20 protein-coding genes are annotated in these 23,930 nt (G+C 60.2%); 4 read left to right on the top strand and 16 right to left on the bottom strand.

Annotated elements, in window-relative coordinates; translation table 11 throughout:
* Positions 1 to 322 precede the first annotated feature (322 nt).
* The 5 genes from OO25_RS07005 to OO25_RS06985 all read right to left on the bottom strand — a co-directional run bounded on the left by OO25_RS07005 (position 323) and on the right by OO25_RS06985 (position 6,932).
* Positions 323 to 1,348: a transporter substrate-binding domain-containing protein gene (locus OO25_RS07005; protein WP_040174891.1), complete on the bottom strand. Its 1,026-nt coding sequence runs from the start codon at positions 1,346 to 1,348 to the stop codon at positions 323 to 325.
* Positions 1,349 to 1,359: 11 nt separating this feature from the next.
* Positions 1,360 to 2,439, bottom strand: coding sequence for a transporter substrate-binding domain-containing protein (locus tag OO25_RS07000; protein ID WP_040179135.1), 1,080 nt, complete (start codon positions 2,437 to 2,439; stop codon positions 1,360 to 1,362).
* A gap of 153 nt (positions 2,440 to 2,592) precedes the next feature.
* Positions 2,593 to 3,420, bottom strand: a complete 828-nt coding sequence (locus OO25_RS06995) for a hypothetical protein (RefSeq protein WP_040179132.1) — start codon at positions 3,418 to 3,420, stop codon at positions 2,593 to 2,595.
* A 415-nt stretch (positions 3,421 to 3,835) separates the two neighbouring features.
* Entirely contained in the window at positions 3,836 to 6,253 is a 2,418-nt protein-coding gene (gene gyrB / locus OO25_RS06990; RefSeq protein ID WP_040179130.1) for a DNA topoisomerase (ATP-hydrolyzing) subunit B, read from the bottom strand.
* An 85-nt stretch (positions 6,254 to 6,338) separates the two neighbouring features.
* Positions 6,339 to 6,932 (bottom strand): NAD(P)H-dependent oxidoreductase, encoded by a 594-nt coding sequence (locus tag OO25_RS06985; RefSeq protein ID WP_040174897.1) that lies wholly within the window; start codon positions 6,930 to 6,932, stop codon positions 6,339 to 6,341.
* Between the two features lie 100 nt (positions 6,933 to 7,032).
* Between OO25_RS06985 and OO25_RS06980 the strand changes: the two genes are divergently transcribed.
* On the top strand, positions 7,033 to 7,632 hold the full coding sequence (locus OO25_RS06980) for a TetR/AcrR family transcriptional regulator (protein WP_040179129.1): 600 nt from the start codon (positions 7,033 to 7,035) through the stop codon (positions 7,630 to 7,632).
* 14 nt (positions 7,633 to 7,646) lie between these two features.
* Here the strand turns inward: OO25_RS06980 and OO25_RS06975 are convergent, their stop codons facing one another.
* The 7 genes from OO25_RS06975 to mutM all read right to left on the bottom strand — a co-directional run bounded on the left by OO25_RS06975 (position 7,647) and on the right by mutM (position 15,154).
* On the bottom strand, positions 7,647 to 8,267 hold the full coding sequence (locus OO25_RS06975; protein ID WP_040174900.1) for a LysE family translocator: 621 nt from the start codon (positions 8,265 to 8,267) through the stop codon (positions 7,647 to 7,649).
* Positions 8,264 to 9,361 (bottom strand): DNA replication/repair protein RecF, encoded by a 1,098-nt coding sequence (gene recF, locus OO25_RS06970; RefSeq protein ID WP_040179128.1) that lies wholly within the window; start codon positions 9,359 to 9,361, stop codon positions 8,264 to 8,266. Before recF ends, OO25_RS06975 begins: the two co-directional genes overlap by 4 nt.
* Before the next feature lie 97 nt (positions 9,362 to 9,458).
* On the bottom strand, positions 9,459 to 10,580 hold the full coding sequence (dnaN, locus tag OO25_RS06965) for a DNA polymerase III subunit beta (protein WP_040174904.1): 1,122 nt from the start codon (positions 10,578 to 10,580) through the stop codon (positions 9,459 to 9,461).
* Between the two features lie 309 nt (positions 10,581 to 10,889).
* Positions 10,890 to 12,317 carry a chromosomal replication initiator protein DnaA gene (gene dnaA / locus OO25_RS06960; RefSeq protein WP_040174906.1) on the bottom strand — a complete coding sequence of 476 codons (1,428 nt, stop codon included), beginning with the start codon at positions 12,315 to 12,317 and terminating at the stop codon, positions 10,890 to 10,892.
* Positions 12,318 to 12,910: 593 nt separating this feature from the next.
* A complete protein-coding gene (gene rpsT / locus OO25_RS06955) occupies positions 12,911 to 13,174 on the bottom strand; it encodes a 30S ribosomal protein S20 (RefSeq protein ID WP_040174909.1) in 264 nt (87 codons plus the stop codon).
* A gap of 287 nt (positions 13,175 to 13,461) precedes the next feature.
* Positions 13,462 to 14,238: an enoyl-CoA hydratase gene (locus OO25_RS06950; protein WP_014876529.1), complete on the bottom strand. Its 777-nt coding sequence runs from the start codon at positions 14,236 to 14,238 to the stop codon at positions 13,462 to 13,464.
* 64 nt (positions 14,239 to 14,302) lie between these two features.
* Positions 14,303 to 15,154 carry a bifunctional DNA-formamidopyrimidine glycosylase/DNA-(apurinic or apyrimidinic site) lyase gene (gene mutM, locus OO25_RS06945; protein WP_040179127.1) on the bottom strand — a complete coding sequence of 284 codons (852 nt, stop codon included), beginning with the start codon at positions 15,152 to 15,154 and terminating at the stop codon, positions 14,303 to 14,305.
* Positions 15,155 to 15,259: 105 nt separating this feature from the next.
* Here mutM and ubiE point away from each other — a divergent pair, with 105 nt between their 5' ends.
* Together ubiE and ubiB are read left to right on the top strand one after the other, a co-directional pair.
* The gene (ubiE, locus tag OO25_RS06940; protein ID WP_040179125.1) at positions 15,260 to 16,012 is read left to right on the top strand and encodes a bifunctional demethylmenaquinone methyltransferase/2-methoxy-6-polyprenyl-1,4-benzoquinol methylase UbiE; all 753 of its coding nucleotides are present in this window, start codon (positions 15,260 to 15,262) and stop codon (positions 16,010 to 16,012) included.
* A 3-nt stretch (positions 16,013 to 16,015) separates the two neighbouring features.
* Complete coding sequence (ubiB, locus tag OO25_RS06935) at positions 16,016 to 17,551, top strand: 2-polyprenylphenol 6-hydroxylase (RefSeq protein ID WP_040174916.1); 1,536 nt, start codon at positions 16,016 to 16,018, stop codon at positions 17,549 to 17,551.
* A gap of 5 nt (positions 17,552 to 17,556) precedes the next feature.
* On the opposite strand, the gene OO25_RS06930 is transcribed toward ubiB, so the two are convergent.
* Both OO25_RS06930 and OO25_RS06925 read right to left on the bottom strand, forming a co-directional pair.
* A complete protein-coding gene (locus OO25_RS06930) occupies positions 17,557 to 18,951 on the bottom strand; it encodes a lytic murein transglycosylase (protein WP_040179122.1) in 1,395 nt (464 codons plus the stop codon).
* 110 nt (positions 18,952 to 19,061) lie between these two features.
* Positions 19,062 to 19,796, bottom strand: a complete 735-nt coding sequence (locus tag OO25_RS06925) for a YafY family protein (protein ID WP_040175294.1) — start codon at positions 19,794 to 19,796, stop codon at positions 19,062 to 19,064.
* Positions 19,797 to 19,884: 88 nt separating this feature from the next.
* Between OO25_RS06925 and OO25_RS06920 the strand changes: the two genes are divergently transcribed.
* Positions 19,885 to 20,331 (top strand): DUF1801 domain-containing protein, encoded by a 447-nt coding sequence (locus OO25_RS06920; protein ID WP_040179119.1) that lies wholly within the window; start codon positions 19,885 to 19,887, stop codon positions 20,329 to 20,331.
* A 20-nt stretch (positions 20,332 to 20,351) separates the two neighbouring features.
* Here OO25_RS06920 and rnr read toward each other — a convergent pair whose 3' ends face one another.
* The gene (gene rnr, locus OO25_RS06915; protein WP_040179117.1) at positions 20,352 to 22,622 is read right to left on the bottom strand and encodes a ribonuclease R; all 2,271 of its coding nucleotides are present in this window, start codon (positions 22,620 to 22,622) and stop codon (positions 20,352 to 20,354) included.
* A gap of 103 nt (positions 22,623 to 22,725) precedes the next feature.
* Entirely contained in the window at positions 22,726 to 23,883 is a 1,158-nt protein-coding gene (gene dapE, locus OO25_RS06910; RefSeq protein WP_040179115.1) for a succinyl-diaminopimelate desuccinylase, read from the bottom strand.
* Positions 23,884 to 23,930 lie beyond the last annotated feature (47 nt).

Here is a 23,930-nt window from a genome sequence, read left to right as displayed (position 1 = left end):
CCCACATATCCACAGACTCGCCCAACACACAAACAAGCCAACCAACCAAAATCACCAAAAACGCAGGTTCATCTGGATGGTGTCGCCAAAGGCCAGACGAACCGCAGGCGTCCCCCTCCTCTCATCATAGTATAAAGACCGAACTGGGCGGTGACCGGGGCAGACCAAAGGTCAAAACCCGCACCGTACAAAAATGCGCCGCGCTTTCGGACTGCAAACGCCGCACCCCTGCAAGGGGCGCGGCGCCTGGCCCAACAGAATAGGACCAAAGGTTCGGTTCTGGCGGGAGACCCCGCCCCGGTGGGGCGTGGTCCGTCTGGTGTTACTGGAGTTGCGCCCAGAACAGTTCCAGATGACGCGAGACGATGTCCTGAAATCGGCCATCAGCCTTGAGCGCCTTCAGACCTGCGTTGATGCGATAGAGATGCGAGGTGCCGCGCCAGTGGCGTTTGGAAATCACCACATGCAGGCCTTCTTCGGAGAGTGGACGCTCCAGAGGGATCACCTGATCACGCAGCCCCTCTGAGATCAGCGTGTTCGCGCCAAGGAAGAGGTTCAGGGATACCGCATCCACCTCCCGCGCCATCAGTTTGCGGAAACAGGCGCCGGGATCCGCGGCCTGAACCAGCGTCAGCTTGCCCTCGCTCAACCAGCGACGATCGCCGCGATCAAGGTCGTGGGTGTAGTATCCTTCTGGACGGCACAGGGTCTTGCCCAGCATATCGGCGTCGCTGTCAAAGGCGAAGGCGGCATCTGCCCGCACGAAGACCATGATCGGGATGGTCATCAGCGGTTCCGAGAAATGGAAGTTCACGCAGCGCTCATCTGTCGGGTTTGCCGCGCAATCCGGCTTCAGCCATGGGAACCCCATGTCGAACTGTTTCTCATCCAGCATCGGGAACAGATGTTTCGACCAATCCTGTTCCCAGGTGATCGAATAGGACACCGGCGCAGGAGTCAGCTCCAGCGCGGCATTGACCAGTTCGGTCACCATCCCCTGACCGGGCAGCGTCTGATCGGTGAACGGGGCGAAGCCACCACCGGTCAGCAACTTCATCTCCGCGTCATCCTTGCGCAGGGGCGTGGCATCAGGCGCGGAGGCCTGCTGCGCGCAGGGGATGTGCAGGGTTTTGCCGGGGATGACGCTCGGCCCCTCCAGCACATGCTGGTTGCTATAGTAGATCAGCGTCCAGCGGCTGCGGTCACTATAATGGGTTTCAGCAATCGAGAAGAGCGTGTCGCCGGGCTGTACCCGGTAATCGACATTGCAGATGGCCTGCGCCGCGCGTGGCGCGACACCAATGGCCAGCAGCAGCGCTATGGCCGCCGTTGCGAGATGTTTCAACATGGCGCCCTCCCTCAGAAGCCGGCCCAGATCCTGGCCATGTGATCCTCGATAATGGCCTGATAGCGACCGTTCTCACGGATATTGCGCAGACCGGTATTGATCATGGTCAGCATGTCATCGGCCTGGGGATGGGTCTTATGCACCACCACATGGATACCCAGCACTGAGAGCGGCAGTGGCAGCACCTCAAACTGATCCAGCAGATCGTTTTCCTTCATCACGCTGCGTCCGGTGAATTCATTGATCGCAACGGCATCTGCCTCCCCCTTGGCGACCATCTCGAAACAATCGGCAACCTTATGCGGCTGCTTCAGCGTGATCTTCTTCTCCTCCATCCAGCGGCGCCCGTAGCCATCCAGATCGAAGGTCAGATACCCCGCCGGGCGGCAGAGTGTCTTGCCCTCAATGTCCGCGTCCGTCTCAAAGGTGAAGGGGCGCGATTTATCGACAAAGAGCAGCATCAGCGTCTCAAACATCGGGTCCGAGAACAGGAAGTTCACGCAGCGATAGCTCTCCGGCATGGTGTCGCAATCCGGCCGATACCAAGGGAAGCCCAGATCCAGCAGCGCGTTCGACAGCAGCGGATCGAAATGGGAGGCCCAGTCGTCCACCCAGTGGATGGCAAAGCCCTGCGCCGGGGCGGCGTCGGTCATCGCCGCATTCACCACCTCGGTGATCAGCCCGCCATTGTGGGCAGTCTTGGAGGTGAAGGGCGCATAGTCATCCCCGGTCAGCAGATTGATCTTGCTGCGCACGGCGGCGGTGCCCGGCTGTACCTTGACCGGTGCCGCGACCACCGGCTGCGCATCCGCAACCGCCTTGCCGCCGGGCAGCCCTGTCGGCAGACCATTCAGACAGGCCATCGTCAGCTCCATGCCGACGCGGATCGCATTCGGGCGCGGGCCAATCGCGTCGATGTTGCGGCTGTGGATCGCGCTCCACATGCCCACATCCTTGTAAAGCCGATCAGCAATCAGCGACAGGCTGTCCCCGGGGCGCACCTTATATGTGCCACCGCAGGTCTCGGCGACGACAGGCGTAGCCAGCAGGCCGGTAACGCAACAGAGCGCCGCGATCAGGTGTTTTTTCATAATATCCCTCTTGGGTTGAACTCGGGCGTCCCGCGCCGATCATCGGCGCCGCCTCTTTTGTCTTAGAACGGTTGGAAAGCTTATATCTTGGCGCTCTGCCGCGTTTCGGTCGAGCGCATCGGCGCACGCAGCAACACCGGCCCGGCGCTGGCGCTACTGACCGACGAACAGCGCCAGAATGGTTGCGGTATCGACGCGCCCATCCGCGCCGATCAGCGCCGCGGGTACGGTGATGGTCTCGCTGCGATAGGCGTCATTTACCATTTGGTCGATATAGGCGGGCGATTGCCCCTGCCCGACGGCCCGCAGCACCAGACTATAGAGCGCGGTATGGGCCTGCGACGCCGGGGCGGCGGGCTGTTCTGCGTCCGCAGACGGGGTCACGGCGCTGCCACGCCGCAGCGCTGCCAGCGTTCCTGCGGTCATCTGCGCAACCATGGCATCCTCGGCGCTGAGCGGCGCGGCGGTTTCGACTGCAGCCGTCAGCAGCTCCTCAGCCGCAGCGCGCTCGCTCGGGGTGGCACTTGGATCCAGGCCCGCCAGCGCCTGCGGCGTCAGCAACCGTGCCACGCGGGGCTGATCAACAGCCGTTTCGGCAGTCTCATCAGGTCCGAACTGCAGCACCGCAAGACCCACGGCAAACAAACCCAGGACCGCAGCTGCGGCCCCCAGTTTCACAATCGGCGACATCTGGGCCAGGGAACGACCCGGAGCAGGCTTACGGCCATCAGCCTTCCCGGTTGCAGCGTTCAATGATCCACCAGCCCCCTTATTGACGTCCGGATTGATGTCTGACCGATCCGTTGCAACGGAGGTCACCGCCGCGATATTTGCCTTGGCGCGGGATTTTCCCGCCTGAGGAGAGCGAAGCGCGCTGTTGCTTGAGGAGATCACACCATCAATCTGGACCGAGCGCACCGGGCGATCACCGGCATCAGCAACCTCTGTTCCGGTTTCACTGTCTTTCTTTACGCTCAACATCGGCACACACTACCCCCGGCTGCTCCGAAAATCGCGGTCGAGCCGCGTTTTATTAACCGATTCTTAACGTTCGAGCGATTCTGCGTCAACATTCTGCGGCAGAATGGTAAATCTCTACAGGATTTGCTGTGGGGAAGCTCATGTTGAGAGGCTATCCGGGCAATCCCTCAATATACAGAACCAAGCTATTTGGTGTACGCATGACGATCATATCCGCCGCACACGCGCGCGCCGAACGGATCACCGCTTACCCCAGATGCAATCATGAGAAGAGTTATGTGCGAGTCAAATCGCAGAGAGACCGAAACCGGTGCCAGGTGGCATCGCCCTAAGCCTCAGCGCCTTCACCAGCTCAGGTGATCCGTCGCGGGCAGGTGGGGCGCGGGCAGCGACAACATGCTGCCCGCGACTGAAATCAAAAATCCAGGTTTTCCACGCTCAGTGCGTTTTTCTGGATGAACTCGCGCCGGGGTTCGACGACGTCACCCATCAGCTTGGTGAAGAGATCATCCGCCTCAACCATGTCTTCGACGCGGACCTGCAACAGGGTGCGCGCATCAGGGTCTAGCGTGGTCTCCCACAGCTGATCCGGGTTCATCTCACCCAGACCTTTGTAACGCTGCAGCGCCAGACCTTTTTCGCCCTCTTCAAGAATGGCTTTCAACAGGCCAAGCGGGCCGTGAATCGCCTGACTGCGGTCGCGCCGGACGAGGGAGGCCGCAGCCCCGTAGATTTCCTGCAAGCTATTGGTAAAGCTGCCGGTTTTCCGGGCCTCGCCGGAGCGCAACATGGGGCCGTCCAAGGTGCGCAGCTCCTCAACCCCGCGCAGGATTCTTGACAGGCGAATGCCGTGATCCTGCGTGATCCGCCCACGCCAGCCACGTTCATATTCCAACGCAATCAGGTCCAGACGCTGCGCCACCTTATCAGCGACGCCCTGCAGATCAGCATCAACAGCACCCGGCACAAAGGCGCCGGCAACTGCGGCCTGCTCCAGAATATGGCGCGGGTAATGGGTGGGGAAAGCGTCCAGAACACGCTTGAGCTGACGCGCCTCATCGACAACACGGGCTAGATCCTGACCTACCAGTTCCTCGCCGCTGCCCAGTTTCAGCACCGCCCCGTCGACGCCCTGATTGATCAGATATTCATCAAGGGCTGCCTGATCCTTGAGGTAGACCTCCGATTTGCCGCGTGACACCTTATATAGCGGTGGCTGCGCAATATAGAGATACCCGCCTTCGATCAGCTCCGGCATTTGACGATAGAAGAACGTGAGCAGCAGGGTTCGGATGTGGGCGCCATCCACGTCTGCGTCAGTCATAATGACGATCTTGTGGTAACGCAGCTTCTCGATGTTGAACTCATCCCGGCCAATGCCGGTGCCCAGAGCCATCACCAGGTTGCCGATTTCCTGACTGCCAAGCATCCGGTCAAAACGCGCGCGCTCCACGTTCAAAATCTTCCCTCGCAGAGGCAGGATCGCTTGGGTCATCCGGTCGCGCCCGGTCTGGGCGGAGCCACCTGCGGAGTCCCCCTCCACTAGGAAGACTTCGGTCTTGGATGGATCTTTCTCCGAGCAATCTTTCAATTTGCCCGCCAGATAATTCACATCCATCGCCGTCTTGCGGCGGGTCAGCTCGCGCGCCTTGCGGGCGGCCTCCCGTGCGAGGGCGGCTTCGATAATCTTGCCGACGATCTGCTTGGCCTGATTTGGGTTCTCCTCAAACCACTCTGCCAGCTTTTCATTGACCAGGCTTTCGACCACCGGTCGCACCTCGGAGGAAACCAGCTTGTCTTTGGTTTGGCTGGAGAATTTCGGATCAGGCACTTTCACCGACAGTACGCAGGTCAACCCCTCACGGGCGTCATCCCCGGTAAAGGAGACCTTCTCCTTCTTGGCGATGCCGGAAGATTGCGCATAGTTGTTGATGGTGCGGGTCAGCGCACCGCGAAAGCCAGCAACATGGGTGCCGCCGTCCCGCTGCGGGATGTTGTTGGTAAAGGGCAGCACCGTTTCATGGTAGCTGTCGTTCCACCACATCGCGACCTCAACCCCGATGTCGTCCTTATCGCCGGTGATATAGATCGGCGCCTCCATCACGGGCGACTTCGACCGATCAAGATATTTGACAAATTCCTTGACGCCACCCTCGTAGAACAGCTCCACCTCCAGCCGTTCGGCCGGGCGCTCGTCAATCAGGATGATCCGAACGCCTGAGTTCAGGAATGCCAGTTCACGCAGGCGTTTTTCCAGCGTCTCGAAGGAATATTCGAGATTGGAGAACGTATCCGTAGACGCGAGAAAGCGCACCTCGGTACCGGTCTGATCACCACATTCGCCAACAACTTTCAGGTGTTCAGCCGTATCGCCACGCTCAAACCGCGCGACATGTTCCTTGCCATCGCGCCAGATGCGCAATTCCAGCCAATCTGACAGCGCGTTCACCACAGAAACGCCCACGCCGTGAAGGCCGCCGGAAACCTTGTAGGAGTTGCTGTCAAACTTACCGCCAGCATGGAGCTGGGTCATGATGACCTCAGCCGCTGAAACACCTTCTTCTTCATGAATCCCGACCGGAATCCCGCGCCCGTTGTCGTTCACCGAGACGCTGGAATCGGCGTGAATTTTCACGACCACCCGGTCCGCGTGACCGGCCAGGGCCTCGTCGATGCCATTGTCGACAACCTCATACACCATATGGTGCAGCCCCGACCCATCGTCGGTGTCCCCGATATACATGCCGGGGCGTTTGCGAACCGCCTCCAAGCCTTTGAGAACTTTGATGGAATCCGCGCCATAGTCTGCGGGGGCCTGCTCGTTTCCGGACATTCACATCTTCCTGTCTTTGCTTCAGGATTTTATACGAAGTCTGGCCGGGAATGTCACGCGCAAGCCCCTTTTTTTCTTGGTGGAATCAGGCTGCTCTGGCGCCTAGGTCCGCGACCTTGCGCTGCCAGGAAAGGACGGTCTTCTCCGCAGCATCTGTCGCTGGTGCAAAAGACGAGAAACGCGTCGGTTTGATCCCGACAAATCCCAGGATCTGGCTGCTGATAATCCGCTTGATCGCATTGCCGTAGATCAGCCGCAGCCAGAGCGCGGGCGTGTCAGACGTCAGCAATACCCGCGCTGTCTTGCCCGTGAGCATCGGCGCAGGCAGCCCCAGGACATTGACGTTGCGTGTATCAAACGCGCGGCCCGGCAAGAGCGCGCGGTCAAAGACGCCTTTCAGTTTTGCCGGTATCGCGCCCCACCACATAGGTGTCGCCATCACAACGTGATCAGCCCATTCCAGATCGCTGAGAAAAGCCGCGAGATCCGGTTCCAGCGGTTTTACATTCTGATACCCCGTCTGCCCGTAATCGATATCAAATTGCATGGACGACAGGTCATGGTAGCGCACCTTATGGCCGCCTGCCTCTGCCGCCGTTTGATAGGTCTGACAAAGCGACTGGGACAGCGAGCTGGGCGCCGGGTGACCGTTGAGGATGATGATTTTTCGCGTGGACATGGGGACCTCCGAATCTTAAAAGTGACTGAGGTCAATTTATTGAGAAAATGACCGCGGTCAATAAATTAATTGACCACGGTCAAATTTATGAGAGGTCATCATGTCCCGCGCTCCGCAACAACGTCGACTGGAAACCCGCGCCCGCCTGCTGGAGGTGGCTGCCGCGCAGATTGCCGCAGCGGGCTATAGCGGCCTGCGAGTAGAGGATGTGGTTGCAGAAGCTGGGGTCGCGAAGGGCACGTTGTTTTCGCATTTCGGGGATAAGACCGGGCTTCTTGCCGCTGTGATCGGCCCAAAAATCATGGCTATTTTGGATGATACCGAAGCCTTGCCCGCGCCTCAGACGCTGGATGATCTGGTTGATCGGCTGCTGCCTGTGGTGCAGTTCGTGGCGCAGGATCGAGTGATTTTCGATCTGTTACTGCGCTATTCAGGCACCACGGGCACCGAAACCGATGCGGTCATCACACAAAGCTTTTTCCGCCAGATCTCTCTCTGGTCCGGTTGGGTCACTGACTTGCAGAACACTGGCATGCTGCGTCAGGATCAGCCAGCGAATGTATTAGCCGAGGGGATGCAGGCCTTTCTAAACCATATATTGGCCCTGTCATTCTGTGCCGCACATGGCAGTCTTGGCAGCTTCCGCGAGGAACTTCTGACCTATCTCAGCCCATGGCTGGAACTGCCATCCGGGGCATAGCATCGGTGCAGACCTCAAACAAAGGGGATCAGGCACCCGACCCCGATCAGCAGGCACCCCGACACGATATTGATCCGGCGCAGTGTCGCCGGGGATGTGATGTGCCAGCGCACCCGGTGAACCAGACCAGCCATGCACAGGTTCCCCACCAGAGGCACCAGAAAGGACAGCACCACAATGGCGAGGATATCGAGATGGGTGACAGCCGTCAGGTCAAAGAACCCCGGTAGCACCCCCATGTAGAACAGGATCGCCTTCGGATTGCCCAGGATGACAGCGATACCGGCGATGAAACCGGCCCATAGTCCCGGACGAGTCAGCGCGCTATTGGCCTCAATCCGGGCATCGGCGTGACGCAGCAACATCCCTCCCATGAACAGAAACATCGCACTGGCGACCCAGCGCAGCACCTCCATCAGGCCGGTGACCTCTGATACAATCCAGGACACGCCCGCCACCGCCACCAGCGGCCAGAGAATATCACCGCAAGCCACGCCCAAGGCCAGTGGCCAGGCCGCGGGAAAGCCGCCCGACATCGCCCGCGCCATCACCGCCAGCCAAACCGGCCCCGGCGTTAGAAACAACACAAACAACCCACCTGCATAGAGTGTCAGATCCCAGGCAGACACGCTCATCCCGCCACCACTTCGGATCCTGTGGCGCCGTCCTCAACGGTGAGCATCTGCGCCCTGCCGTCAAATTCATCGAACAATTCAGGGCCGGTGCCCGTCATCCAGGCCTGCGCTCCAAGCGTCACGATCTCTTGGTAAAGTGCGGCCCTACGAGTCACGTCCAGATGTGCCGAAACCTCGTCCAGCAGCAGAATTGGTGGCGCACCGCCTTCTGCGATCAAGGCCCGCGCATTGGCAAGAATCAGCGACACCAGCAGCGCCTTCTGTTCCCCTGTGGAACAATCGCGCGCGGGCACGCCCTTAGCCTGATAGGTGCCCAGAAGATCCGTGCGGTGTGGCCCCAGCAGGGTACGCCCAGCCGCCAAATCGCGAAACCGACCCTCCTCAAAGGCCTCCTGCAGATCTGCTGCGGTATCCGGAAGCCCGCCATCGGATTGGATCAGTTCCAGCTCAGCCGTGGGAAAGGCCGTTTCGGCAGCGTCCTGCGCCATGCGCAGACGATCCACCGCTGCAGTGCGCGCCGCGTGGATGCGATGGCCGCTTTCGGCCATCTGCGTTTCCAAGACCCGGTACCAGGCAGCATCGCGGATCTGTTCCTTCAGCAGGCGATTGCGTTCACGCATGGCCTTTTCATAGAGCAATGTCGCCTCGGCATGGCCGGGATCGAAACTCAGCACGATGCGGTCGAGAAACCGCCGCCGCCCTTCGGCCGCCTCGATCCACAACCGATCCATCGCAGGAATCAACCAGACCACGCGGCAGATCTGCCCCAGATCAATCTGGCTGGCGGCTTTATTGTCGATCTTGACCTGCCGTGCCTTGCCCGCTTCCGACCAGGTTTCCACCTCATAGCTCTGCCGCGCGGCGGTCAGCTGGCCCTTCAGCTTCCAGCCGAAAGCCTCAGGCCGACGCGCCATATCAGCAGCGCTGGCACGGCGCAGACCGCGACCAGGGGAAAACAGCGATACCGCCTCAAGGATATTCGTCTTGCCCGCGCCATTGGCACCATGGATGGCCACAGGGCGACCGTCCAAATGCAAATCCGCCCGCAGATGCGAGCGGAAGTGCGACAGTGTCAGGGTCGTCAACGCCAGCATAAGGCGGGATCCCGTGTCATCTTTCCAAAAATACTCAAATTCCCCCGCCCGGCGGATAGCTCAGACGCCAAGAGGGGCAAGCGCACCGTCCGGCAGATCACACCCGCATCGGCATGACGACATAAACCGCGCTTTCGTCGCTGCCTTCCCGCATCAGGGTCGGGTCACCGGATGAATTGAACATGAAGACCGCATTTTCACGATCAACCTGATTGGCGATCTCAAGCAGATACTTTGCATTGAAACCGATCTCCAGCCGCTCGTCACGATAGGCCACTGCCAGCTCTTCCTCAGCCGCACCGCTGTCGGGTGCGTTGACAGAAAGGATCAGCCGATCCTCGTCCAGCTGCAGCTTCACCGCGCGCGACCGTTCGGAGGACACGGTTGCGACCCGGTCCACAGCACGGGCAAATTCGGAGGCATCCACTTCCAGACGGCGGGTGTTGCCTGCTGGGATAACCCGCGTGTAGTCGGGGAAGGTGCCGTCGATCACCTTCGAGGTCAGGGTGATATTGGGCGTGGCAAAGCGCACTTTGGTCTCAGAGACAGAAACGGCAATGTCCATCTCATCGTCGTCCAGCAGCTTACGCAGCTCGCCCACGGTTTTGCGCGGAACGATCACACCGGGCATATCCTCGGCACCCATCGGCAGATTGGCATCAATCCGCGCCAGCCGGTGACCGTCGGTGGCGACACAGCGCAGCGCCTTGCCGCCTTCGACACCATCCGCGACATGCATATAGACACCGTTCAGATAGTAGCGGGTCTCCTCGGTGGAGATGGCGAATTTCGACTTGTCAAACAGCCGCTGCAGGACGGCTGCATTGGCGGTGAAGTTGGAGTGATATTCGGAGGAGGCCATCACCGGGAAATCTTCACGCGGCAGGGTGGCCAGCGAGAAGTTCGAGCGGCCGGCCTCCACTGTCAGACGACCGCTGGCGGCATCTGCGGTCAGGGTGACCAGCGCGCCATCGGGCAGTTTGCGCACAATCTCATGCAGCGTGGTGGCGGCAACGGTGGTGGCGCCTGCGCGTTCGACCTGGGCCGGGGCCTTGTCGACCACCTCAATATCCAGATCGGTGGCGCGGAACTGAACGGTGTCCCCTTCGGCCTCAATCAGCACATTTGCCAGGATCGGAATGGTATTGCGGCGCTCGACCACTGACTGGGCCTGAGCCACGGCTTTCAACAAGGTGCCGCGTTCGATGCTGATCTTCATGTCCCTAAGTCCTCTAACGTCTGGCCGGGAGAAGCAACGTAACGCTTTAACCCTTCGGCACAAGGCTTTTTATGGATTTGTCCAAGGGATTGTGCGCAGCGTCAAGGGCGGAAGCCCCCTTGCCCGATTTATCCCCGGCAAACGTGGCTCTCCGGCATTGCTTGCCCGCGGCCACCCGATCTGTGTTCACCCGCAGTCTCTTGAGCCCGGAGGGCAAAAGACCCCGGACTGGCCGGGGTCATGCGGGACTGTTGGGAATGCCAACTGACGGGGCGTCTGGGCAAAATCTGCGACTGACACAGAGAGAGGTCAGGCCTCCAGAGAGCGGCGCAGCATTTCGACATCTTCGGCGATCTGGCCGTCGACCGTCTTCAGCTCTTCGATGCGGCGCACACCGTGCATCACGGTGGTGTGGTCACGCCCGCCAAAGCGGCGGCCGATTTCCGGCAGGCTGCGGCTGGTCAGCTGTTTGCACAGATACATCGCCACCTGACGCGGACGCGCGTAAGAGCGCAAGCGCTTGGGGCCGATGATATCGGACATGCGGATGTTGTAATACTCAGACACCTTACGCTGGATCTCTTCGACGGTGATCTTACGCTCAGAGGCGCGCAGCACATCCGCCAAGCAATCCTGTGTCAGCTCCATGTCGATCTCACGACCAACAAGCGACGCAAAGGCAAACAGACGGGTCAGCGCACCCTCGAGAACACGAACATTGGTGGAAATACGGTGAGCTAGGAATTCCAGCACGCCATCCGCGATACGCAGATCCGGGTAGGTCTGCATCTGCTGCGCGACTTTGGACTGCAGGATGCCCAAGCGCAGCTCATAATCCGTTGGGTGCAGATCGACCACCAGACCACATTGCAAACGTGACCGAACGCGGTCTTCCAGATCCTTGATCTCCCCCGGAGCGCGATCAGCGGAAATGATGATCTGCTTGTTCTGATCCACCAGCGCATTGAAGGTGTGGAAGAACTCTTCCTGGGTACTGTCCTTGCCGGCGATAAACTGAACATCGTCGACCATCAGCACATCCACGGAGCGGAACAGATGTTTGAAATCCATCATCTTGCGTTCGCGCAGCGCCTGCACAAAGCGATACATGAATTGTTCTGCCGACAGATAGAGCACATTCAGCTCCGGATTGCGGGCGGTCAGTTCCCAAGCAATCGCGTGCATCAGGTGGGTTTTACCCAGACCAACCCCACCATAGAGCACCAGCGGGTTGAAGGTCACCGGCCCGCCTTCAGCGACGCGGCGCGCAGCCGCATGCGCAAGCTCGTTGGGCTTGCCCACAACGAAGCTGTCAAAAGTGAAACGCGGATCCAGCGGTGCGGCCTGCAATGTCTCGCCCGGATCCTTCGGAGCGGCACCGTGACCTGTGGCAGCGCGGGCGCGCGGCAGATCGGTCAGCGCCTCATCATCCAAATCAAGCGGCAGGTCATCAGCAGCACCTGCGGTGTCAACAGCGACCGGGCGTGCAGCTGTATTGGCTGCAACCCTAAAGGCCAGCCGCTGAACCGGTTCACCGGACATGTTCAGTTCGTGTAGGATCAGGTCAGCAAAGTTCTGGCTGACATAGTTGCCCATGAAGTTTGTCGGCACGTTGAAAATAGCAACGCCATTCTCCACGCAGGTAAACTCCAGAGGTTCGATCCACGTCGTAAAGTTATTTTGCCCCACGGTTTTCAACAAACGCTGTCGCAACCGTCCCCAGTTATCTTCCGTCATTCTGCGCCTCACGCGTCCCAATAGCATCGGCCCTTATTTGGCCTCTTGTTTCATCCCCAGCCTGGCTCAAAACCCAGACGACGTTCACGCACAGCGGATGTGTGTACTGACCGGCAACCGGAGCAGCACTGCCTCGCAGAAGGCAAAGTTCGGGATCGCGTTAACATCAACCGGCAAGCAAATTTGCAACGGTCGAATAGACGAACCAAATACATACACAATTGGAACAGGCCTGCCGTCTGGATTGATCCAGAAACACAGCAGGAGCGCGGTGCACGGAGCATTGAAATGCCTGTGTACCAGCGCAATCAGCGTCCTTGAGTCCCATCAAGGATACCTTGAGCAGCCTGTCCCCCCAGCGAGTGAATCGCTGTAACAGTGGTAGCAATTCGGAAGGGGTCGCAGCAACGAAACTATGATGTTGACTCAGGGATTGGTCGCAAAGAATCCCCTGCGCCCGCCGAGGTCGCATCAGCTGTGACCAAAATGCAAAAGGCGCCGCGGAACGCGACGCCTTTGTCATTTTTACGGCTTGTCGGGGGAGCGCTCAGCGCGGGTGCGATGGAATCAGCCGCTCCCTCGAATACCCGGTTTTAACCCAGCGCTTTGACGCGTGCGGTCAGGCGGGAGATTTTCCGCGCTGCAGTGTTCTTGTGGTAAACGCCTTTGGTCACGCCACGCATCAGCTCAGGCTGAGCAGCGCGCACAGCTTCTGCTGCTGCATCTTTATCGCCAGATGCGATGGCTTCTTCAGCTTTACGCAGGAAGGTACGGATGCGCGAACGACGGGCTTTGTTGACAGCAAAGCGTTTCTCGTTCTGACGGGCGCGCTTTTTTGCCTGAGGCGAATTTGCCATGGTGTAGGACCTAACTTTGGTTTCGTGTTTTCAATAGGCGCAATGCCAGCCGAACCCGGATCCGATCCACCGGTGTGATTCTAGCCAAGCGGGCTGCACGCGCATGTATGGCGGCGGGTAGTAACGTCAAACCCCGAGGAATGCAAGCCATGTCGGAGCTGCTCGCCCTTCCCGGTTCCCGCACGCTGCCGCAGTACCAACGGAAAACGGGCAGACGCCAGCGCCTGCCCGTTTCATATCTCGAAAAGAGACGCCGCAGATTGCGTCGCCACAGCCTGTGAACAGGCTTACTTGTCGCGGAACTGAGCTTCGCGCTTTTCCAAGAAGGCGGCCATGCCCTCTTTCTGATCTTCAGTGGCAAACATCGAGTGGAAAACGCGGCGTTCGAACAGCAGCCCTTCGCTCAGCGGCAGCTCATAGCTGCGATTCACGGTTTCCTTTACCGCCATCGCTGTCAGCAAGGATTTCTCGGCAATTTTGTGCGCCGCTGCGGTGGCTTCATCCAACAACTTCTTGGCGGGCACCACGCGAGACACCAGCCCTGCGCGCTCAGCCTCTTCAGCGGTCATGAAGCGTCCGGTCAGGTTCATGTCCATGGATTTCGACTTCCCGACAAAGCGGGTCAGGCGCTGGGTGCCGCCGATACCAGCAATCACGCCAAGATTGATCTCGGGCTGGCCGAATTTGGCGGTATCTGCGGCAATGATGAAATCGCAAAGCATTGCCAGCTCACATCCGCCGCCAAGCGCGTAGCCTGCCACCGCTGCAATGATCGGCTTGCGGATCGCGCTGACGCGGTCATTCACGCCAGCAAACAGATTGGTTGAGAACACTTCGGTAAAGCTCTTTTCCGACATCTCCTTGATATCGGCGCCTGCGGCGAAGGCCTTCTCCGACCCGGTCAGGATGATGCAGCGCACCTTGTCGCTGGCGTCCGCCTCTTCCAGGGCAGTGCAAAGCTCACTCAAAAGCTCGGAATTGAGCGCGTTCAACGCTTCGGGCCGGTTCAGTTTAATTTGGCAAACGTGGTCCTGCACTTCGACGTTGATCGTCTCATAGGCCATGATAGTCGCTTTCGGTTGTTCCGTTCAGGGAAGAGTCATTATCACGCGACACATCGCATTCAAGCTATCTTTGGCATTTGCCACAGTAGAAGGAAGAGCGCCCCGACTGGGTGATCCGACCTATGGTACCATCGCATCCCGCCCGTCGGCAGGGCTCTCCCTCGCGGCCATAGACATCAAAGCTGTGCTGGAAATATCCAAGTTCTCCATCAGCTTGGCGGAAATCTTTCAGTGATGAGCCACCCGCCTTGATGGCATCCGTCAGCACGTCCTTGATGATCGGAACCAAGGCGCTAACCCGCTGCGCGGCGATCTGCCCGGCCTTGCGCTTGGGCGATATTCCCGCACGGAAGAGCGCCTCGCAGACATAGATATTGCCAAGACCCGCGATGATTCCCTGATCCAGAAGCGCCGATTTCACCGGCGTATTGCGCCCCTTGAAGGCCGCGATCAGGTGTTCTTCGTGAAAGCTGTTGCCAAGCGGTTCCGGCCCGAGAACCGCCAGAAGCTTGTGCTGATCCGCAGTGGCCGTCTCAAGCAGGTCCATAGCGCCAAAGCGGCGCGGATCGTTGAAGGTGATGCGCGCACCATTGTCCATGTCGAACACCACATGGTCGTGTTTCTGCGCCTGCGGGTGATCATGAACGAACTGGCCCAGAGGATCACCAGACACGGTCATACGCCCCGACATGCCAAGATGCACCAGCAGCGTCTCGCCGCTGTCCAGATCGGCCAGGATGTATTTGGAGCGCCGTCGCAGCGCGGTGACACGGCGCCCGGTCAGCCGTTCGGCCATACGTTCGGGAAAGGGCCAGCGCAGATCTGGTCGATTGATGGCAGCCTTTTCGATCACCGCCCCCTCCATCGCAGGGGACAATCCGCGGCGCACCGTCTCGACCTCGGGCAATTCTGGCATTACATCCCTCCTGACACATTGCACCAACATGGGGCCGAAGGGCCGCATTGTACCGCCCTCTCAGCGCCCTATAACTGGGGCGACACACAACAAACGGCAAGCCGCATGACCCAGAGATCTGAAGATACCACCCATTTCGGGTTTGAAACCGTGCCCGAGTCGGAAAAGGCGGGGCGCGTGCAGGGCGTATTCAACTCAGTCGCGTCAAAATATGACGTGATGAATGACGTCATGAGCATGGGCATCCACAGGATCTGGAAAGACGCGATGATGGACTGGCTCTCACCGCGTCCCGGACAGCGCCTTCTGGATGTGGCCGGTGGGACCGGCGATATCTCGTTCCGGTTCCTGAAGCGCGCGGGCTATGGCCATTCCACCGTACTGGATCTGACCGCGCCAATGCTGGAAGAGGGCCGCAAACGGGCTGAGGCCGCGCAGATGGCCGACAGTCTGGACTGGGTCACCGGTGATGCCATGGCGCTGCCGTTCAAGGACAATACCTTTGACGTCTACACCATCTCCTTTGGCATTCGGAACGTCACCCGCCCTCAGGAAGCGCTGAATGAGGCTTACCGGGTGCTGAAACCCGGCGGGCGGCTGATGGTGCTGGAATTCAGCCAACTGCCAAACCCGGCAATGCAGAAGGCCTATGACCTCTATTCCTTCAACGTCATTCCCCGCATGGGTCAGATGATCGCGAACGACTATGACAGCTATCAATATCTGGTCGAATCGATCCGTAATTTCCCGGATCAGGACACGTTCCTATCGATGCTGTGCGAAGCCGGGTTTGCCAACGCAAAATACCGCAACCTGTCGCTGGGCATTGCGGCGCTGCACTCCGGCTGGAAGATCTGAACCATGCGTGGCCCCCACAACATTATCCGCCTGATCCGCACAGGCGCCACATTCGAGCGCACGGGCGCCATGAATGTCGTACTGGATGCGTTTGAAGCGCCAAAACCCCTGCGCATTCTGGCCCGCACCCTTGGCTGGCCCTTCAAATGGCTAGGCTACAAGGGCGACCCCAATATGCCACCGGCCACCCGCGCGCTGACCGCGCTGGGGCCTGCCTACATCAAATTTGGACAGGTCCTGTCGACGCGGCCCGATGTGGTGGGCGATGATCTGGCGCTACAATTGCGCGTGCTACAGGACAAGCTACCGCCGTTTTCGCGTGCGGAAGCCATGGCGCAGGTTGAGCAGGAACTGGGTCAGCCGGTCGAGCAGATCTATTCCGAGTTCAGCGAACCGATCGCTGCCGCCTCCATTGCGCAGGTCCACCGGGCGCGTCTGGTCGATAACGAACGCGAAGTTGCGGTGAAGGTTCTGCGCCCCGGCATCGAACGCGCGTTTCGCAAAGATGTGGACGCGTTCTACTTTGCGGCACGCATTGCCGACCTGTTTGCGCCCGGTGCGCGGCGATTGAAGCCGATGGACGTGATCAAACATTTCGACGGGGTTGTGCAAGGAGAGCTGGATCTGCGATTGGAAAGTGCGGCCGCCTCCGAGTTTGCCGCCAATACCAAGGACGACACCGGGTTTCAGCTGCCCCAGATTCTGTGGAATCACTCCGCACGCCGCGTGATGACACTGGGCTGGGCCGACGGGCTGCCGCTTGGTGACAACGCCGCGCTGGATGCCGCCGGACATGACCGTCGGGTGTTGGCGGAGCGTGTACTCTCGTTGTTTCTGCGCCATGCGCTGCGCGATGGTTATTTCCATGCGGACATGCATCAGGGCAACCTAAAGGTCGCGGCCAATGGTGATATCATCGCTTATGATTTTGGCATCATGGGGCATATCGACGAATACACTCGCCGGGTCTACGCCGAGATTCTCTTTGGTTTCATCAAACGAGACTACAAGCGTGTCGCCGAGGTTCATTTTGAGGCCGGATATGTGCCTGCGGACCGCGATGTCGATGAATTTGCCCGCGCCCTGCGCGCGGTGGGGGAACCGATCTTTGGCATGGATGCCACCCATATCTCCATGGGGCGGTTGCTCAACTACCTGTTTGAAGTGACCGAGCGCTTTGGCATGGAAACCCGGACCGAGTTGATCCTGCTGCAACGCACCATGGTTGTGGTGGAAGGTGTGGCGCGGTCACTGGACCCCCATATCAACATCTGGGATTCGGCCCGCCCCGTGGTGGAGGATTACATCAAAAAATCCATCGGCCCCCGGGCAATCGTCAATGATTTGATGAGCACGGCCAAGGTGATGGCCCGTTTTGGTCCGCGTCTGCCCGCGCTTGTGGAACAGGCGTTGATCGCCCAGACCCATGACACCGATGACCGCAACCGCCGGTCCGGCAAGACGGGCTGGGTGCTACCGGGTCTCTGCGGTCTGGGGCTGGGGATGGCGATTGCTGTTGCTGCAGCCGCCTTCAGCTAGACCCATCAGCGCAGGCGGTTGAGCACCGAAAGTGACGGATAGCCATCCGGGGTCAGCCCCATGGCCAGCTGATAAGCGCGCAGGGCGGCGCGGGTCTTCGGCCCGATCCGCCCGTCCGCACCGCCGGTACCATAGCCCGCGCCAGTCAGCCGCTGCTGCAACTCGCGCCGTTCTTTAGAGGTCAGGGGGCGGCTGTCCTGCGGCCAGCTGGCGCGGATCGGTCCCGCGCCACGCAACCGGTCGCTCAGGTGCCCGACACCAATCACATAGGCATCCGCTGCATTATATCGCTCAATCACGGCGAAGTTTCTGTAGACAATGAAGGCAGCCCCCTGCGCACCGGCGGGCAGCAGCAAGGCGCCCTTGCCATGATCCGGAAGGGCCTCGCCATCGGCGCGGGTCACCCCCAGCTGCCGCCAGGCCTGCGCGGATTTGGCGATTTTACGATCCGCCAGCGCGTAGTTGAACCCGGGCGGAATTCGCACTTCCAATCCCCAGGGTTGGCCTTTGACCCAGCCGAAACGCTTCAGATAGGCGGCGGTTGATGCCAGCGCATCAGTGGGATCGTCGGACCAGATATCGCGTTTGCCATCGCCGGTGAAATCCACCGCATAGGCCAAATAGGAGGTCGGCATGAACTGCGTATGCCCCATGGCCCCGGCCCAGCTGCCGGTCATCGCCTCTGGCGTCACGTCACCCGCCTGAAGGATCTGCAAGGCTGCGATCAGCTGGCTTTCAAAAAACGCAGCGCGCCGGCCGTCAAAGGCCAGCGTCGCCAGCGACCGGATGATATCGCGCTCCCCCCGAAAGGTGCCGTAGTTGCTCTCCATGCCCCAGACTGCCGCGACGACCTCCCTGTCGACGCCATATTTGGCTTCGATGCGGGCCAATGTCTGGGCGTGCTCGCGCAGGGCAGCCTGTCCGTTTTCAATGCGCGCGTCGGACACGGCACGCTCCAGATAGGTCCAGATCGGGGTTACGAACTCCGATTGGTTGCCATCACGCTGCATGATCTTCGGATCGAATTCCAGACCTGCGAGCGCCCGATCCAGAGTAGCCTGCGACAGTCCTTCAGCCCGGGCGCGGGCGCTGAACGCGGTGATCCAGGCCTCAAAGGCGCGCTGCGTGGCCGGGGAGGCCCGAGGCTCCTCAGGTGTGGGGGTCTGTTGCGCCGGGCGTATCCGTGGCCGCAACGGGGTAGCTGCCACGCTCGATGGCGTCACCGGGCGGGCGGTTGGGCGCAAGGACACCTGCGGCGGTTGTGACGCCGCAATCTCAACAAGCGGTCCAGTGGCTGTGGGCAATGGACTGGCTGCAACGCTGGCATCGGTCGCCACAAGGGCCGCAAACATCGCTGCTGTCAGGGCTATGTGCCTGCGGGCGCCAAGATCATACTGCATCTTACACCTCATTTTTATCTGCTCTGCCTCAGTCTACCCCCATCCCTGCCTCGCTCAAAGCAGTGGCGTGCCAATGTGCGGAGGCTTGCCGACGTATCAAAAACACCGCGCTACCCCTCGGGCGCATCAGGCTCCACGTCGGCCTGCGGCGCGCAGGCTGCACGGTCAGCGCGCATCTGAGCCAGCGCATCCCGCAGCATTGGCACCCGATGAGGGCGAAAACTGACGTCTGTGGCCTCAAACCCCGCAATTCGGTCAACGCGAAATACCCGCACGTCATCTCGCAATCCGCACCAGGCGATCAGCACGGTGGAGCGATCAAAATAGACCAAGCCAAGGGGTTTGACCTGTCGCTGGGTGACGGCGCCCCTGGCATCGCAATAATCCAACCGTACCTCAACCTCATCCCAAGTCGCACGGCGCAGATCGGCCAGGGCGATCCCCGGCGGTTGTGGACGCTGAAACCGATAGGCAGACAACACCGCATGTCGCAGCCGATGAGCCTGACGATTGGGCAGCCGCGCCTGCAGCTTGCGCAAGGCCTCAGCGGCGGCATCGGCCAGCTCGGGATCACCAATCTGCTGCACCTCACGAAGGCCAAGAACCAGCGCCTCCAGCTCAGTGTCGCGAAACCCCATGGGCGGCAGCGCATTGTCCTCAATCAGGGTGAAGCCATAGCCTGCCTCGCCGTCGATAATCGCTCCCATCTCACGCAGGGTAGCGATATCGCGGTGAACACTTCGGGCAGAAATACCAAGGTCCTGCGCCAATTTAGCGGCGGTGTGAGGACCACCGCCCTGACGCAGCAGCTGCATAACCTGAAAAAGACGATGAGATCGGGACATGGCCCCATCATCTCTATCCCTGATGACAGTTTCTGTCATCAGCAACCTCTAGAACAGGGTAACGCATCTTCCCAGGAGCCAGATTGATATGACCCGCCCCTTTGCCAGCGCTGAAATTTCTGCCGTTTTTGATCAGGCGCCACCGGGCACGCGGGAAGGCCTGTTGCGATTGCGCGCGCTGATCTTTGATGTGGCTGAAAGCGATCCGGATGTCGGACCGGTCACGGAGACCCTGAAATGGGGGCAGCCCTCCTATGTCGCGGCGCGTGCCGGGCTGGGCACCCCACTGCGTCTGGGCCGGTCCAATCAGGCGCGATTTGCGTTGTTGGTTCACTGCCAAAGCCGAGTAATCGACAATTTTGCCAATCGTTTTCCGGCTTGGGACCGGTTCGACGGAACCCGTGGCGTCCTGTTCAACCGTGTCGAGGAGGTGGAACCTCTGCGCCACGGCTGGCTGATCCGCCACGCATTGACCTATCACAAACCCAAGGCTGCTGCGGACCGGGCCCGCAGGGACCCGGACCGGTTCAACTAGGGCTGCAAGGCGCAATCAAATCAGCTGCGGCGCTTGCGTTCCACCTTGCGCTTGATCTTGCTGCGCTTGGCCTTTGCCTTGGCGGATTTGCGTTTCACAGATCGACCCGCCGGGCTGCGCCGCCCGCCACCGCCGCCCGCTGGCATCGGTTTGTCCTCGATCGACAGCAATTCCAGTTCCAGCCCTCCGGTCACCGGAGTGGCCTGTGCCAGACGCACCTTCACCCGCTGGCCGATGGCGATGATCATGCCGGTATCAGCGCCCATCAGGGTTCCGGCCTCGGCATCGAAATGGAAAAACTCCCGCCCGATCGAGCGCACCGGCACCAGACCATCGGCCCCGGTCTCATCCAGTTTCACAAAGGCGCCAAAGCGGGCAATGCCGCTGATACGCCCCTCAAATTCATTGCCGACCCGTTCCGCCAGATAGGCGGCAAGATAGCGATCTGTGGTGTCCCGTTCGGCCATCATCGACCGGCGTTCGGTCTCTGAAATATGGGTGGCAGTCTGTTCGAGCCGTTCGATCTCGGCACTGTCCAGCCCGTCATCACCCCAACCATGAGCGGTAATCAAAGCACGATGCACGATCAGGTCGGCATAGCGGCGGATGGGTGAGGTGAAATGCGCATAATTGCGCAGGGCCAGACCAAAATGGCCGAAGTTCTCCGGCCCGTAGTAGGCTTGCTGCATGGATCGCAGGGTGGAGATATTGATCAGCTCCGCATCATCGGTCCCGGCGGCCCCGTTCAGCAGCGCATTCAGGTGGCGGGTCTGCAAGACCTGCCCCCTCGCCAACGACAGGCCGGCGGCACGGGCGGTCTCACGCAACGCTTCCAGCTTCTCCGGTGCCGGTTCCTCATGTACGCGGAACAACAACGGCGTGCGTTTCTTGATCAGGGTTTCCGCGGCTGCCACATTGGCCAGCACCATGAATTCCTCAATCAATTTATGCGCGTCCAGACGGTCGCGGAAATTCACCGAAACGACTGTGCCCTTCTCATCCAGGACGATTTTGCGTTCCGGCAGGTCCAGATCCAGCGGCTGGCGCTCTGCCCGGGCTTTGACCAACGCAGCGTAGGCGGCGTAGAGCGGCTTGATCACAGGTTCCAGGAAGGGGCCTGTGCGATCCGTTGGCGCGCCATCCATCGCCTCTTGCACCTCAGCGTAATGCAGGGACGCCGCCGATCGCATCAACCCCCGCACAAAGCGATGAGCGATTTTATTGCCATCTACATCAATCTGCATCCGCACCGCGATGCAGGCCCGCGGCACCCCTTCGTGCAGACTGCACAGGTCACCTGACAACCGGTCCGGCAGCATGGGCACAACGCGATCCGGGAAATAGCTTGAATTGCCACGTTTGCGCGCCTCGCGGTCCAGCGCTGACCCCGGCTGCACATAGGCGGCGACATCGGCAATCGCGACCCAGATGACATGGCCACCGGGGTTTTTGGGATCATCATCGGCATGGGCATAGCAAGCGTCGTCATGATCACGCGCATCCGCAGGGTCGATGGTGATCAACGGCAGATCTCGCAGATCTTCACGTCCCTTCAGACCCATCGGTTTGGCAGCATCAGCCTCGGCGATGACCTCATCCGGAAAATGGTCAGGGATACCATGCTGATGAATCGCAATCAGCGACACCGCCTTGGGCGCAGATGGATCGCCCAGCCGCTCCACCACGCGGGCGCGTGGCAGGCCAAGGCGCGATTTCGGTCCGGCCTGTTCCGCCTCAACCAGTTCGCCGTCGCGCGCGCCGTGGGTGGCGTTTTCCGCAACGGCCCACTCCGTGGAGGCGGATTTGTCGATGGGCACGATACGCCCGCCTTCGTCACCCTTGCGGAAGATCCCGATCACCCGGCGCGGATTGGTGCCGATGCGGCGGATCAACCGGGCCTCGTAGTGATAATCGGCATCCTGAACCACGGTTAGACGGGCCAAAATGCGGTCCCCCTCGCCCAGCGCGGGGTCTGATGCGCGCGGCATCACCAGAACGACAGGTTCGACCCCTTCCCCATGCCATTCCAGCGGCCGTGCAAAAAGATCGCCATCGCCATCCGGCGCTTTGATTTGCAGAACGCTGACCGGAGGCAGACGCTCAGGGTCGCGGTAGGTCTTTTTACGCTTCTCCAGATGACCTTCGGCCTCAAGCTCTTTGAGGATCCGTTTCAGATCGATCCTGTCGGAGCCTTTGATGCCGAAAGCTTTGGCGATGTCGCGTTTGGAGGTATGGGTCGGATGGGCTGCGATCCAGTCGAGGATCTCGGCCTTGGAAGGAATACGGGTCATATGCCTGAGCTACCACGCCCAGCCCCCAAGGTCATCGTGAAAAGCACGCCGCAGACGTCATTGCCCGGGCGCGCGCTGTTCAGGTATCAGTTTCTATATTCGATCAGCCTTGATCGAAATAATCGCGCAGGATGCGGCCATAAATCGACTTCAGCTGATGGATCTGGGCAATTTCGACCCGTTCATCGACCTGATGCATCGTTTTGCCAACCAAACCCACTTCAACCACCGGGCAGTGATTTTTGACAAACCGCGCGTCAGAAGTGCCGCCAGTGGTGGACAGCTCAGGTTTGCGACCGGTCTCGGCCTCGACTGCGGCGCTGACAAGATCGGACAGCGGCCCCGGCGGCGTGATGAAACTCTCGCCGGAGATTTTGATCTCAACCCCGATATCAACATCGAAATCGCTTGCGACACGCGCCGCTTCTGCGCGCAGCCAATCACTGAGCGCCGCGCCGGAATGAGCATCGTTGAAGCGGATATTGACCGTGGACCGCGCCTGCGCCGGGATGACATTGGTCGCCGGGTTGCCGGTATCGATGGTCACCACCGCAAGGGTAGAGGCATCAAAATGATCCGTGCCCTGATCCAACTCGTGGCTGGCAAGGCGGTCCATCAGGCGCACCATGGCATTGAGCGGGTTCTTGGCGCGGTGGGGATAGGCTGAATGGCCCTGCACGCCGGTGACTGTGAACCAGGCGGACAGTGATCCACGACGTCCGATCTTGATCATCTCCCCCATCTCATTGGGGCAGGTCGGCTCTCCCACCAGGCAGACGTCCATTTGCTCACCCACGCGATCCATATGGTCCAGCAACGCGGTCGTGCCATCGATGGCATCACCTTCTTCGTCGCCAGTGATGGTCAAGAGAATCGCCCCCTCAGGCGGTGTGGTCTGCACCAGATCGACAGCCGCAGCTACAAAGGCGGCAACGCCGGATTTCATATCCGTCGCCCCTCGCCCATAAAGAAAGCCGTCTTTCTCCTCAGCCCCAAAAGGGTCAACGGTCCAGGCGGCGGTGTCGCCAACCGGCACCACATCGGTATGGCCGTTGAAGCCCATGGTGCGGGGATGGCCCTTGTCACCCCAACGGGCGATTAGGTTGCTGACCTCGCCACGATCCACACGGGTGCAGGTGAAACCAGCCGCACTCAGCACCTTGTCCAGCAGGACCAGCGCTCCGCCCTCCTGCGGCGTGACAGAGGCACAGCGGATCAAATCGGCGGTCAGCTGTTGCGGGTCGAGTGGCGAATGCGTCATTTGGGTCCTCCGGATATGGGCCGGTGCGTCTCTGGCCCTGGTCTGCG

The sequence above is a fragment of the Phaeobacter sp. S60 genome, from assembly GCF_000826845.1.
Classification (GTDB): domain Bacteria; phylum Pseudomonadota; class Alphaproteobacteria; order Rhodobacterales; family Rhodobacteraceae; genus Phaeobacter; species Phaeobacter piscinae.
The sequence above is the reverse complement of the archived record's forward strand: the minus strand, read 5'-3'. Positions and strand labels throughout refer to the sequence as shown.

Excerpts from the sequence above, each read along its gene's own strand:
- OO25_RS07005 (WP_040174891.1), bottom strand. The coding sequence starts at position 1,348 with ATGTTGAAACATCTCGCAACGGCGGCCATAGCGCTGCTGCTGGCCATT.
- OO25_RS07000 (WP_040179135.1), bottom strand. The coding sequence starts at position 2,439 with ATGAAAAAACACCTGATCGCGGCGCTCTGTTGCGTTACCGGCCTGCTG.
- OO25_RS06995 (WP_040179132.1), bottom strand. The coding sequence starts at position 3,420 with ATGTTGAGCGTAAAGAAAGACAGTGAAACCGGAACAGAGGTTGCTGAT.
- gyrB (WP_040179130.1), bottom strand. The coding sequence starts at position 6,253 with ATGTCCGGAAACGAGCAGGCCCCCGCAGACTATGGCGCGGATTCCATC.
- OO25_RS06985 (WP_040174897.1), bottom strand. The coding sequence starts at position 6,932 with ATGTCCACGCGAAAAATCATCATCCTCAACGGTCACCCGGCGCCCAGC.
- OO25_RS06980 (WP_040179129.1), top strand. The coding sequence starts at position 7,033 with ATGTCCCGCGCTCCGCAACAACGTCGACTGGAAACCCGCGCCCGCCTG.
- OO25_RS06975 (WP_040174900.1), bottom strand. The coding sequence starts at position 8,267 with ATGAGCGTGTCTGCCTGGGATCTGACACTCTATGCAGGTGGGTTGTTT.
- recF (WP_040179128.1), bottom strand. The coding sequence starts at position 9,361 with ATGCTGGCGTTGACGACCCTGACACTGTCGCACTTCCGCTCGCATCTG.
- dnaN (WP_040174904.1), bottom strand. The coding sequence starts at position 10,580 with ATGAAGATCAGCATCGAACGCGGCACCTTGTTGAAAGCCGTGGCTCAG.
- dnaA (WP_040174906.1), bottom strand. The coding sequence starts at position 12,317 with ATGACGGAAGATAACTGGGGACGGTTGCGACAGCGTTTGTTGAAAACC.
- rpsT (WP_040174909.1), bottom strand. The coding sequence starts at position 13,174 with ATGGCAAATTCGCCTCAGGCAAAAAAGCGCGCCCGTCAGAACGAGAAA.
- OO25_RS06950 (WP_014876529.1), bottom strand. The coding sequence starts at position 14,238 with ATGGCCTATGAGACGATCAACGTCGAAGTGCAGGACCACGTTTGCCAA.
- mutM (WP_040179127.1), bottom strand. The coding sequence starts at position 15,154 with ATGCCAGAATTGCCCGAGGTCGAGACGGTGCGCCGCGGATTGTCCCCT.
- ubiE (WP_040179125.1), top strand. The coding sequence starts at position 15,260 with ATGACCCAGAGATCTGAAGATACCACCCATTTCGGGTTTGAAACCGTG.
- ubiB (WP_040174916.1), top strand. The coding sequence starts at position 16,016 with ATGCGTGGCCCCCACAACATTATCCGCCTGATCCGCACAGGCGCCACA.
- OO25_RS06930 (WP_040179122.1), bottom strand. The coding sequence starts at position 18,951 with ATGCAGTATGATCTTGGCGCCCGCAGGCACATAGCCCTGACAGCAGCG.
- OO25_RS06925 (WP_040175294.1), bottom strand. The coding sequence starts at position 19,796 with ATGTCCCGATCTCATCGTCTTTTTCAGGTTATGCAGCTGCTGCGTCAG.
- OO25_RS06920 (WP_040179119.1), top strand. The coding sequence starts at position 19,885 with ATGACCCGCCCCTTTGCCAGCGCTGAAATTTCTGCCGTTTTTGATCAG.
- rnr (WP_040179117.1), bottom strand. The coding sequence starts at position 22,622 with ATGACCCGTATTCCTTCCAAGGCCGAGATCCTCGACTGGATCGCAGCC.
- dapE (WP_040179115.1), bottom strand. The coding sequence starts at position 23,883 with ATGACGCATTCGCCACTCGACCCGCAACAGCTGACCGCCGATTTGATC.